The 13441-nt window shown below is 54.0% G+C and carries 4 protein-coding genes; 3 read left to right on the plus strand and 1 reads right to left on the minus strand.

Going from position 1 to position 13441, the window contains the following annotated elements:
• Positions 1-57 precede the first annotated feature (57 nt).
• From ASG35_RS19330 to ASG35_RS19340, 3 genes are read left to right on the plus strand one after another with little or no spacing between them, the layout of a single operon-like run.
• Positions 58-2592, plus strand: coding sequence for a hypothetical protein (locus ASG35_RS19330; protein ID WP_056361190.1), 2535 nt, complete (start codon positions 58-60; stop codon positions 2590-2592).
• On the plus strand, positions 2589-4739 hold the full coding sequence (locus ASG35_RS19335; RefSeq protein ID WP_056361194.1) for a hypothetical protein: 2151 nt from the start codon (positions 2589-2591) through the stop codon (positions 4737-4739). Before ASG35_RS19330 ends, ASG35_RS19335 begins: the two co-directional genes overlap by 4 nt.
• Positions 4732-10602 (plus strand): DEAD/DEAH box helicase, encoded by a 5871-nt coding sequence (locus ASG35_RS19340; RefSeq protein WP_056361198.1) that lies wholly within the window; start codon positions 4732-4734, stop codon positions 10600-10602. Before ASG35_RS19335 ends, ASG35_RS19340 begins: the two co-directional genes overlap by 8 nt.
• 1466 nt (positions 10603-12068) lie before the next feature.
• Here the strand turns inward: ASG35_RS19340 and ASG35_RS19360 are convergent.
• Positions 12069-13007 carry an HNH endonuclease gene (locus ASG35_RS19360; protein ID WP_082508477.1) on the minus strand — a complete coding sequence of 313 codons (939 nt, stop codon included), beginning with the start codon at positions 13005-13007 and terminating at the stop codon, positions 12069-12071.
• Positions 13008-13441 lie beyond the last annotated feature (434 nt).

Below are 13441 nucleotides of genomic sequence, written 5' to 3' on the forward strand. Positions count from 1 at the left end.
AGCGGCGTCAGATGACGGAGTTAAAAGACAGCAGGACAACCGTGTGCTCTAAAAATAATGACTTGGCAGCCACCAATCACGTTCGACGCGTGGGAAAAGCATTTAGTTGAGCGGTTTTTAAAGGTCGATGACAGCGGCGATTCGACTGACATTCGTTCCTTCGAAGTAACGGCGACGACTCTGGCGGATGCGCTAGGAGCGCCCCCGAATTCTGAAGCCGCTGTCGTTGACGCATTTCAAAAACTGCTTCACCGCGATCCACTTCTCGTAACATCGCTCTCGACGCAATCGCAGCGGGTTTCGAATGCAAACGTACCCTGTTGCTTCGTTTATCTTGCCGCGACGCTTTTCGTCGACAGCATGCTCGACGGCGAAGATCTCGGAGTAGGCGCATTTCGCGAAAAACTCGCTAAATGGCTCGACATCGACAATAGTTTTCCTCAACTCAAAGGTATTGCGAGCATGTGGGAGATGTTGCGCGACTGGATAAATCTCAGGTTGAGTCTCGGTGAGCCCTATAGACGGGTGGTCCTCCCCGATCCGGGCGCATGGACTCACATAGGGTATACGCGGCGGTTATCATTTCCAAATCGATCGGATGCTCGGGCGCTTAGACAGTTCATTGCAGACCACCCGACAGTTCGAGACAGGCCGCTCGCGACAATAAACTTATTCGACAATTATCGACTCAACAAGCATATATCGTGGGGATTGAACCGAGCGTTCGAGGACTTTAGGGACGCCTATTTCAAACAGCGGCGTGCGCTCGCCGACCATCGTTTTTGGCGGTTGATGTGCCGAGTATCTAACAACGGCGATGCTAAACAAGGGGTGGCGGTTGAAATTGACATGTTATTCGAGGAGGACGGAAGTCGTCTCTTCGTCAGCCCGGATCAAGGCGTTAAAGATGGGCGAGCTTATCAAAATCTAACTGACGCTTTAGTCGGCGAAAAGGCAGCTCAGAGCATAAATCTCTCGACGGGCGTTAAAAAGGGAATCCTGTTTTTTAGAGCTTCGGGCCTTGGTCGTTGGTCTATCGAAACGGACCCTCGCGAATCGTATACCGGTATCTATGTCGCCTTAGCCTTGAGCCATGAAGCGAAGATCGGTACTCGATTGGGGCCGCTACGCTCAGAGAAGAAATGGCTTGTCACCTCCGACCCAATTTCGGTAAGGAAGGCCGTAGACGCGCTCATTTCAGCTCGCCTGCTTACCTCCTCAAACGACCACGTCTTTCGAACATCGGCATCTGACGGAATCCGGGTTGGAGGCGCTTGGCTCGGTAGACCTCGCTTCCTTCCCCGGCTCGACTCCGACACGGAACGCTTCGCTGTTACGTCGAATGATCGCGAATCGGAACTACGTGTATCTGCAGACGGGCAATTTTCGTCCGAAGGAAGCTTGAACGGATCGTTCACCATTCGGCCGGCACTTGTACACGGTGAGTCTCAGCCCCAGTGGAGTCTTCGACTCGCCTTCACATCAAAAGCAACTCCACATGCAAAAGCGGATGGAGCTCGATATCGGCTTGATCTTTTGAAGGATTGGCCCTCTGAGTCCAAGGCGTTGCGCTCGATCGGAATCAATCATCCGCTCACTTGGGAAGAAGGTGAGATCGAGTGTGGGGATTTGATCGAAGCTTTGTATGCCGACGGCGCTAGTGGATGGGAAGAGGCGGCTCTGATCCAGCTACTAGTGCGAGCCTGCGACAGCCTCGACGGCTGGTCTTTGTTACGAATTTTGCACGATGCGGGGCTTGTCGAGCCTCGCTTGCGAGGCGGATGGCGAGGCCGGAATTGGACTCTGATTGCACCGCATCTTCTTGTCGTTCCCTCGGATGCCGGAACCTTAATTGTTATCGAAGGCGCCGTGTGTGAAAGCCTCGTGGATAGCTTTCGCTCAATTGTTGATGCGGAGGGCGGGACATGCTTCCGACGCTTAGGCGTGGGACCATGGTCCCCACCCACGTTCGGCGCGGTTGATGTTTCGGCCGAGAGGATAGCGGAACGCCTGGACTGGCCGATCGTCACGCGGCCCGCGTTTGCCTCGGCTTATCCCCTGGGATTTGAAAAGACGGAACGTCTGGCTTTAGCGTACGAGCCTGCCGATTTCTGGGATTGGAGAGCGAAGCGATTTCTAAGTCGACCCATTGAACCTGGAACAACAACACTGTCTCGTCTCGTGCACGTTTCCCGACGAGACCACGACTTGTTCAAGGTGGCGAGTGACAACCGGACTGTTCTATATCTATCTCGTACCGCGGCGATAGTGGCGGCGCATGCGGCGGCAGGCATTCCTCTATTTCGTCAACGAGGCGAAGTGCTTGTTCGTATTGCAAATGACGGAGGCCTTCCTGACGCACTTGCGAACGATTTAAGACGTCGACAGATGCGGACTGCCGGTATCGTAGAGGGCGTCTACGCTTACCCGTCAGCAAACGAAGATGTGCAACTATTAAGGCGGCTGCTTCCGAGGTGTATTGAAAGCATCGAAACGGTTAGTGAGATATCGGCAACGCGATTACTTGGGGCGTCTCGACGTTCTGAGGGGCGGACTCGGCCTGTTTGGCGCAATGGAAAAATAATTTTATGATCGACAATAGGCTGAACCGGCCCACGGACTCATCGTTACAGGTCTACGCCGGTCGGTGCACAAATCGACACGATATCATCGCGAATATCGCGATTACCGTCCGCCGCACAGATTCCGTATGGACCGCAATCGACAATCCGCAAAAGCTTTTTCCGAAATCGGGAGAGGTCGAGATACGTGGTGCCGAAACGAAATCAATTCGCTTGCATGATTGGGTCGCACTACAAGTTTCAAAGATAGGACTAGGTGGCCGCGCGCAATGGAGGGGCATTCATCATTGGCGCCTTTTCCCCATTGTTGACCTGTCACATCTATCGTCCTTAGACGACGTTCGCCGGGTTTTAGTAGTTGACGGACTGCCTATTTCTGGAAACACAGGGTCCTGGATCGTTCGCACCCGAGAAGACGCGGTCACGAAGGTAGAGCTGGTTCGCGCCGGAAACGTCATGCGGCTTGCGGCAAACACAGTCGCCTTAACCGTATTCGCATTTGATGCGGAGTGCCAGATTCAAATGCCCGACGTTGGGACAGAGGTGTCGCTGTACGGCATCGCCCCGGATGCGCCTTCGATCGCAGTCTACGACTGGACTCCGGACAATGGACATGTGTCACGCATAGTCCAAGCGCTATCGGGAGCGAACGACGTACGTATTGACGAAATAATCAAGTGGCTCGAACTGTATTCCGATAGGCGAAACGGTCGCTTATCGGTGAACGGGTCAGATTTGGCGGAAGCTCATGAAGCGCTACGGTCCGGAGAGCTCGCAAAGCAATTGTTAGCAAACAAACAGTTGCTCAGAGCTTACGCTAACGCGCTGCGAGCGACGCCTTCCGTTGCGTTTCTGATCGACGAAGAGATAGCTGCGATTGCCGACGAAGAACGTTCGTTAATTCGCGCACGCGCGGAGAAAGAGCTTGCCGCCGAGCTCACCAACGCGCGCAAAGCGCGACTCGTAGATCTAGGAAAAGAGTTGGCAACATATGAAGAAGAAGCGAAGGCGGCTCTTGAAGCCAAGCACGAAGCGGCGATCGGAGAAGTCGAAAAAGAAATTGCCGAAATGCGAGCCGCGAAAGAGAAGCTTATCGACAAAGATTTGCGAGCGGTTAAGAAATCCTTAGGCCAAGACATTGAAGCGATGTCACAGCAAAGTTCTCTTCTTAAAGAGGGTATTGATCGGCTTACGCTCGAAGAAAGGAACATTGAGGAACAGCTCAGGGCACTAACGGATCTGCACGCTATAGCATCGACCAGATTGCAGGAAGCGTTGATGGCGGAAGGCGCGATAAAGGCATTAACGAAAGTGGCGAAGCCAACGGGATACGTTACGGCGAACCTTCCCCACCGTGCAAATCCAGTAGCAGGCTCGCAAATACGCGATGTCATTGACGCTTGCGTGCTCTTGACGGACGCGGGAAAAACTCTCATGGCTCACTTTGTGGCGCTGATCATGGCTGGAGATGTCCCAATTTTGACTGGTCCAGAGGCCAAAGATTTCATCCGTATAGCGGAAGCGCTGATTTCTTCGGGTAGGTCGGCAAGGTTGGTCGCTGACCCAACAATGATCTGTTTTGAAGATCTATGGACGCGCGCTGGATTACATGTGTCAACGACACTTGGTCAGGCGCTGGAGATGTCATCCGGAGAGAATCCGGTCACCGTATTGGCGGTCATTGAAAACGCGGAAGCATCCGGCGCGCGATTTTGGTACCCGGCTCTTGCGGATAACGCGCGCGGAGGCAAGTTGCCTCGACATTTTTTCGTCTGCATTACTGTCGGAGACAGCGCGTGCGAGGAAGCCAAAGTGATTGGTGACGAAGGCGTGCAGCTGGATATTCGGAAAGCTATAGTTCCGAATGCCGCCGCGATTTCGCCAGCGTTATTGGGACCGGCACTGTTTCGCGAGGTTCGGCCAGCGGAGTGGATAGTAGATATCGCCCCGGGGGTGGGTGCGATTGGCTCGATCACGGCACATCTCGATATCGACACTGCCATCCGAGCAGCTCGGGCCGCCCTAGAGGCAATGCGCCTAACTAGTTCAAGTGCCGCAGAGTCGGCCGCAAAATCCGTCGTAGCGTTGTTCGCACAAGAAGAGTCGCGCGGTAATTCATCGCTCTCGTTACTTTCCCGAGGAAATACAGGTGCTTGATCCAATCGGCGGTTTCGCCCGCATTAAGAACTTTTTTATCTCCTACGTTGAGACGAACTTCCGCATCTCCGACGCCGACGCCGCCGATCATCGACGGACCCTCCTGGAAACGGTCAACGTTCTTGCTACTGAACCGTATCTAGAACCTGTCCTTCGATATGAATCGCATGAAGAGAAGCTTGAGGAAATGGCGGCACGAGCAGACGGGCCGCTTGCCCCTCTTTCTGGCGAGGGCCGCTGCGCGTTTGCGGAACTAGCGCTTTCCGGGTTGTTCGAAGGAGAGGATCAAGACGGGCCGATCCGACGCCGGTCCAATTACGCACCCTACCGGCATCAAGTGGAGATGCTCGCGCGTGGACTGCAATCCGGTCGTCCCGGCATCGTCACATCAGGCACCGGTTCAGGAAAAACCGAAAGTTTCATGCTACCCGTGCTTGCTGCGCTTGCGAATGAAGCGGTTAATTGGAAAGCGCCCCACGATAAATACCTTCAAGATGACTGGTGGAAAAAGCCAGGCTCCAAATGGTCCGGGAGGCGAGCAGGCGAGACGCGTCCTGCGGCAATTCGAGCGCTGGTGTTATACCCCATGAATGCGCTAGTCGAGGACCAAATGGTTCGTCTACGAAGAACTTTGGATTCCGAAGACGCGCGACATGTAATGGCCGATCGGTTCTTGGGAAATAAGATATTTTTTGGTCAATACACCAGCGCAACGCCGGTGACGGGTCATGAGACCCATCCGCGACTCGCGTCTGATAAAAAAGAGAAGGAACGACGCTCCCGTCGGGGAACTAAGCTGCGTGCGGCCATGCATGAAATCGAGCGTAACCAGTCCGCGGCTCGAACGCATGACGAACGGCAAAGGATACAGTCGCAAGAAAGCGGAGATCGAAGACCGGATCTCACACGATACATATTCCCGTCCGCGGACGGAGGTGAAATGTCCTCGCGCTGGGACATGCAAGAGGCACCTCCAGACATATTGGTAACGAATGCGTCGATGCTTGGGGCAATGCTCTCACGCGAGGTAGAAGATCCTATCTTCGCTAAAACGCGCGATTGGCTTCTCTCGGGCGACCAATCCTATTTCTACCTGGTGTTTGACGAACTGCATCTTGTAAGAGGCTCCTCGGGGACCGAGGTTGCATTCCTCATCAAGGCGCTTATTGAGCGCCTAGGCTTGGATGCTCCGGAGCACCGCTATAAGCTTAGAATCCTTGCGTCATCGGCGTCGCTCCCGATGGACGGTGATAGGGGCACACAATCGCGCACATATTTGCGTGACCTATTCGCTCCCTTTGGAACGAGTCGAAATGCCTTGGACGCGGGATCAACGTCGCCAGATTTTTGGGCCGATTGTGTTGTGCGAGGTGTTGCATCAGTTCCTGAGTGGTCAAAAGGCAAACTCGACGCAAGCCCATTCGCAAAACTTTACGAGTCCGCGGCAATCGGTGCAGACGGATTTGTGGGGCGAATTAAGGATAGCCAACAGCTTGACCAGCCCATCCGTGACGCCGCGCGTGCAGTTGGCATCGTAAGCGAAACAATAGAGGACGTCGTAAAAGAGCTCGCGGTGGTCGCCGCCACGGTTTTAACGCAGGCATGTAGGGACGGCGCGGGCGTTCGAGCTACCGCCACTGACATCATAGCGAAGAGTATCTTCGGTGACGAAGTTGGTGAGCGTGCTACCGCGCTACGTGGTCTGATGCTCGCGCGCGCGCTGCCTGAATCGGATCTTTGGTCCGCACGGATCTCGGCCGAAACGCCGGCCTTCCGAGTTCACACATTTATCAGGAACATTGAAGGATTGTTTGCTTCTCCCCAAGAAGTCGGTGGGAAAGTCGAATTTATCAATCTGACCGTTGAGCGAGGCATTTCGCACGCGGCACGCTCAGACGATACCAAGCGTGGAAAGCGACTCTTTGAGTTGCTTTACTGTGAAGCGTGCGGCGACCTCTTTATCGGGGGACAGCGCGGTCAGAAGAGTGCATCTACTGCCGCCACGGAATTGCTGCCGGCGTCAGCTGATCTGGAAAATCTACCCGAAAAGGCTGCGTCGGAATACTACGACAGCATGAAGTTGGACGAATTCGCAGTTTTTTGGCCAAGGCGTAGTGATTGGGCACCTTCTGAAAAGGACTTCGACAAATGGGAGATGGCTCATTTGCATCCTGAAACAGGGGTCGTAAGGCGAGGCATTCCTATCCCCGAGGGAAACATCGGTGGATATTTGTATTTTCAAAACGACTCGGCTGTGACCGAGAAGGGCAAGGTCGTAAGACGCCCGTCAGCGCAACCGTTCTGCTGTCCAAAGTGTGGGACTGACTATTCCAATCGACCAGCGTCGAGCCGGTCTCGCTCCCCCATCCGCGCATTCAGGACCGGTGTGACAAAAGCCTCTCAGCTCGTCGCAACCGAGCTGTTCGAGCTGCTACACGCGATTGGCGCAGAGCCGAAGGGCATCGTATTTTCAGACAGTCGTCAAGACGCAGCGAATCAAGCATTGGAAGTTGAGCGTTTGCACCTAAGAGACCTCCGTCGAGAAGTGCTTGTCTCCGTCGCTCGTGAGGCGGTAAGAAGGAACGCAGACGAATGGATGACGGCCGAAGAATTCACCGCGCGTTTTCAACAGTTCGCGATCGCGAACAAGCAAAAAGAGATGGGTGAGCTGGCAGGTCAGTTCGCAAAACAGGGCGGTGGCTCTTCCAGGCATAGCTCCAAGGTCCGACTCAACCAATTGCTCCAAAACGACGACGGAAGCCAAAGAGTCGGCGATCTCGTGGGCGAATTCATCAGAATGGGGATCCACCCGTTCGATGAAGCAGGACTGGAAAATTTCGAACGTAAGCCATGGCATCGGCTTTTTGAAAAAAACGAGAACGGATACTCTTTTTCGGGAACTCTCTCCCATGCATCGAGAGCGACTCTAAACGGAAAATTGCTTGAAAAGCAATACGAATTAACAGACGACGTTATCTTCGCAAACACGTTCTTTGCATTAGAAGAGACAGGTCTCGCCTATCCGTCGTCCTCGAGCGAATCCGGAAATGAGATAGATGAGCTTGATGCCTGGCTACGCCTGTTCGCAAGCGCAACGCGGGTCAGGAACAACAAGTTTGTAGATCACGACCGCCTTGTAGAGTGGACATCAGGAAATGACGTTAAGCACAAGCGGACAATTCGATTTGCTCAAAAAATCTTCGGTAATCTTGATTACGTCGACGGACTGTCTTCGGTTCTTCAACGTTTGTCAGATAAAGGTCACAAGAGCGGATTGTTTGAGATTGGCGACTTGTATCTGAAGGTGGCGAAAGAAAACGATCCGTTCTGGAGGTGTCAGAATTGTGGCCGAGTTCACATGCACTTGGGCTTAAGGCGATGCACTCGTTGTGCTGAAGACCTCGTATCAGAGCCATCAGGCACGGTTCAAGAGCTTTGGAAAACTAACTTTCTTGCGAGACGCATCGTTCGAAGCGACGACGAGAATGTGGGCAGGTTTAGGCTCAGGGTAGAAGAACTTACTGGGCAGACCAACGATTTCGCAGCCCGACTACGTCGATTTAAGGGAATCTTCGTGGACGGTGAAAGTGATATCCAAAGACTGGCCTCCGAGATTGATATGTTGTCTGTCACGACGACAATGGAGGTCGGTATCGACATCGGTGCATTGCAAAGCGTTTATCAGGGAAACATGCCGCCTCAGCGATTCAACTACCAACAACGAGTTGGTCGCGCTGGTCGTCGGGGGCAAGCTTTTTCGTTCGTTGTGACCTTCTGCCGAGGCCGCAGCCACGACGCATATTATTTCGCTCATCCCTCCGCCATAACCGGCGACGCGCCTCCGCCTCCGTTTCTTGCCGTCAGTCACGATCCGATTCCGCTTCGGTTACTCAGAAAAGTTTGGCTCCGGGCCGCATTCTCGGAACTACGCGAAGAGTGCAAAGCGAAGGGACTTTTATATCCTGGCGATTTGCTTGTTCCACCCGATGTGCACGGGGAGTACGTTACGACAGGTGACTACTATTTTGATTTGTCGGGGAATTGGCCCGCCCGGTTGCGAAATGCGCTCGAAAATACGATTGGACACCGCGACAACTATCTGCAAACAGCGACCTTCAATTCTCACCAACGCGAACGATTACTTTCACGAACATCCGTCGACGAGATATTGCGCGAGATCGATTTGCTCAAGCCGCAAGCTCCTAGCGCACCGTTCGGATTGGCTCGTTTCTTTGCCGAGCAAGGGCTTTTGCCCATGTACGGAATGCCGACTCGCGTCCGTGAACTCTATCTGGGACTGCGATCAGACGACGATGGTTCTTCCTCGGACTATGAATGGTCGACGATGGACCGCGACCTAGATCTTGCCGTCTTTGAATTCGCACCAGGTTCGATATTGGTCAAAGATAAGCTTAAACATCGCGTTGTCGGATTCACGGGAGCTCTGACCGAACCACAGCGGCGCAAAGGCGGTGCCGCGGAGGTGCGAACAGTTTCATACTGGAAGGAGTCCGAAAACTACGTAGCGGTATGCCGCATGTGCGGCTCCGCGAAGCATACCGACCATATGCCACCGGCTGCGTTGACCTGCGACGATTGTGGTGAGCAAATTGAAGCTGACCATTTTCAACTCTACGTGACGCCGGCGGCCTTCCGAACGGACTTCCATCCGAAGAGTGATTTTGAAGATGGAGGTCGAATGGCCGTCCGTACTGTTGCAACCGTGTTACACGAAGGGGAACGGATCGATTGGGGAGGAATAACGATTAGGCGTGGTGCAGACGCGACCATCATGCAACTGAATGACGGCGTACTGGGGGAAGACGAGGTTGGTCTACGCTTCGATATTGACATTGCCGAAGACAACGCGGTTCCTACCCCATTTGGCACTCGCCCGATTACGATAAGCGGGGATCAGGCAATCGACACCGCCTTCTTGGAGAAGCAACGCAATGGCCGATGGGCAGTACAGCCGAATTCGCGCGAGAGATTCGGGTTAGTTTCAAAGAAAAAAACCGAGGCCTTATATCTCGAGCTTCGAGAATTCGATCAACGCTTAACGCTCGATATGGTGGCTCGCCTCGGACCTTTGTCGCATCTTCCGACCCGGGCGGCGGCAATTAGCGCGACTCAAATTCTTGTACAGAAAGCGGCACTAGAGCTCGACGTCTCCGCCGAAGAATTCGAGGCGCTGGAACCTCGATTGCGTTCGGGGCGTCCAATGCTCCAGATGGCCGACGCGCTAATCAACGGGTCTGGGCTTTGTCGTCGGCTCGGTGAGTCGGTTAGTACTGGCCGACCACCACAGATTGTTGAGATGCTAAGTGCAATCCTAGCCAATGAGTCTGCGTGGCCGCTACAAGATTTTCTTAAGATAGACCATGACGGAGCGCATGCGGAACGCTGCCGCTCATCTTGCTATCGCTGCATTCAGCGTTACGGCAATCGTCGATATCACGGTCTCCTTGATTGGCGTTTAGGATTATCCTATCTAAGAGCAATGACGCTTCCATCTTATAGCTGCGGGCTCGATGCAAGCGATCGCGACTACCCGGAAATCAAAGGCTGGATGAACTGGGCCCATGAGATAGCGCAGACGGTGACCGATATGCGTAAAGGCGCACTTGCCTACGAGTCGCTAACGCGTTCAGGGTTACCATGCCTCATTGAGAGTGATCTGCAGGGCAATGAAACGGCGAGAATTGTCGTCGTGCATCCGCTTTGGCGAATTGATGAGGCTAACATGAAGGCGTTGCTTGCAGACGACTGGTCCTGCACCTTCAAATATGTCGATACCTTTAATCTGGAACGTCGTCCCTTGAGAGCGCTAGCAAAAATTTCCAACAACGCTTCTTCAGTTTGAAGGGCCGTTGTATTATGCAGATCCCGGCAGTGACATCGCTCGCAACAGCGGTGTCACTGCCGGATTTTTTTAGGGTCTTGTCATCGTTGTGCAAGTAATAAAATGTCATTAACCGATGCGTCTCGCAGCTTCGTGGCGAACATCCCTATGACAATATTTGCGTAATTCGCGATGCTTAAGACCTTTGTTCACCCGTCGAAGACACCCTCTACGAACCTGACCGCACGTGGGAACAGCGACACTCAAGACCAAGTTCGATGCAAGCCCCGGAACATGATCTATGGCGTTGGCTTCTATGGCATGGAGGCAGTTCGCATCCTGGCTAAAAAAGGATGGCCGATCGTCGCGGCCGTTAACCGTGCGCGTCCCAAGATCGGACATGATCTAGGACGCCTCGCTGGTCTGAACGAAGATCTAGCGATCTTGTTTAGGATTGCGAAGTTACCGACTATGCCGCGTTAGGGGCGGACATCGCGCTCGTTGTTCAGCCTGAAAGGCTGAGTCTGAACTTGATGGCCTACCAACGTCTTCCAGGCGCTGGCATCAACGTTATCTGCCACGGTTCCCATTCCTACTTCCCACATGGCGCTGGTCCGAAACTGGCCGAGAAGATCGACGCCTTGGCCAAGCAGGGCAGTGTCACGTTCACGGTCACCGGTATCTGGGACTTCTCGAGTATCTGGCCGGGCATCCTAATAGTTCCTAATAGCAGGGCCTTGCAGTGAACTTCGCTCGCTCAAACATCACAGCCTCACAAACGCTGAGCCAGCGAATGAGCGAATGAGCGGATGATGCGAGCCGATGGCGTGGACATGACGCAAGCCGAGTTTGCGCAAAAGGTGACCAAAGACCAAAGTGCCTGGCCAACTAGGTGAATTGTACAAAGGCATTCCGCACCACGTGATGCACGCGTTTGGCTTCACCATTACGAACGTGGTCGAACGGTGCGAGCCGGTGCTATCCGATCAACCAGTGTGGTGCCGCATTCTGAATAGGTTGCTAGACCCCGGCACCTCGCTTGGCCTAAGGATCGTCGCGTCAGTCGAAACCGCCGCAGGTCCAACGGCAAGCGCGCATATCGAATTGCGCATCCTGGCAGAGGGCGAGGCCGAACACTTGATGTGGGCGGTCGACGGAAGACCGTCATCAAACATCCGGGTCGACCGCGCGGACGGAGTGCACACCTCGGCCGCATGCATGGTGAACCGCATCCCCGAAGTTATAGCCGCTCCGCCACTCCGCCGGGTGTGAGATTGATCTCGCAGCATGGTCCCTTGCGGCCTTCGCTCACGTGGCTGCGGCCATCCGGCCCCTCGCTGTAGCGTCTCGCGCGCTATAGCGAAGGAAAACGGCCGGTTTTTTTGCGAAGTCCGGATGCCGTTGAACAGAGCTCGGAGAGCGCTAGAAAGCCCGTTGCGGAAATGAGAGCGAGATTGCAGGCTAGGCATAAACTTGGATGGTTACTACTATTTTGCATAGCCGGTAGCCGCCTGGTCTACGTCCAACGCGAAACTGGTAGGCTCTTCACGCAAACGAAAAAGCTCGCGATGCCTTGCAAGAAACTTCGGATTTGGCCAGTCCTCACGCTTTGCGGGAAGATGAATAATCTCGCCTTCTTTCACGAAGAGGGATCGAAGCTCCTGGGGTATTTTGTCCCTATGTGAGGTGATGCGGTAATCGTCCGACAACGTCACCAAATGCCTGTCGAATAGCCAGTGCACCGTTGCGGATAGCGCTAGTCCATTCTGCACTATGTCTGGACCACCATCAGCAACTGGCCAAATATGCGCCGCTTGGGCCTCCGATCGCCCGTAATGGTCAGTTATGCGGAGGCCTGAGATGGCGCAGCGGTGACCATAGCTTAGGCATACAGAACGTCTGAAATTGGCATCCCGGACAATCCTATTGGTAAGGGCTGTCTCGATGCGCCATATCCGCTCTTCAGCTTCGCCTTCGGTGTTGGTAACAGTTTCTGCAAGTACGCGCGGAAAATCGCCAAGACTTTGAAAGAGACCCGTACTAACGATGACGATGAAGTCTTCCTCATCCAAAAGACGGACCGAACGCCCTCGCAGGTAAACGCCTACCTCGGCTTTCGGCAATGCGCGGAGAGCTTGTTCTGCGTACGCACCCTTACTCATCCATGCCACTGGAGCGTCGAACGGTAGGTAGTCGGCCAAAAAGGCGTAGCTCATGCCAGCCTTGCTCGTGTCGGGCTTGACCGCCGTGACCTTAGCCGTGGCGAAATAAGCCAGATCTCCACCATCTGCGCGAGGTCTTCTAAGTATGATCCAGTCGCCGACACACTTTTCGACGGTGGCAAGATAGCGCCGAGGAAAATGGTAATGCTGCGACGTATCGTCGTCGTACGATGAAGTCGGTTTAGTATCGAATATAGCTTTCATTTACGAACGAATTTAGAACGTACGTTTTTATAGCAAAGATTTTGGCAGCCTTGTGTTTAGCGCACTCGACTGCCTAGTCTCGCGCTCCTAGAGCACCTCAACACTCCACGCCGCTTAGTTCAGAGCATTGCTATCGCATCCGACGCTCTTGGCGAAATCTTGGTTCCCGAACTCAGACCATGATTTTGCCGTTAGCCATGCATTCAGTATCGTGCTACCAATTTCCGGTACGGGAACCTCGGGCGGTGAATGTGCGATGCGTTGCAGTATGCCCCCCAAATTGGCAACGATCGCAAGAGAGCGTGCGAGCCGGTTTGCTTGGGGGGATGTGCGCCGTGCGAGATGCAAGAACTGTCCATGTTCCGGAAGGACGGCTGTCGCGAACTGCTCATCAAGGCCGTAACGGCCGCCGAGAATCTGCCGGAGGTGCGCAG

The sequence above is a fragment of the Burkholderia sp. Leaf177 genome, from assembly GCF_001424345.1.
GTDB lineage: Bacteria > Pseudomonadota > Gammaproteobacteria > Burkholderiales > Burkholderiaceae > Caballeronia.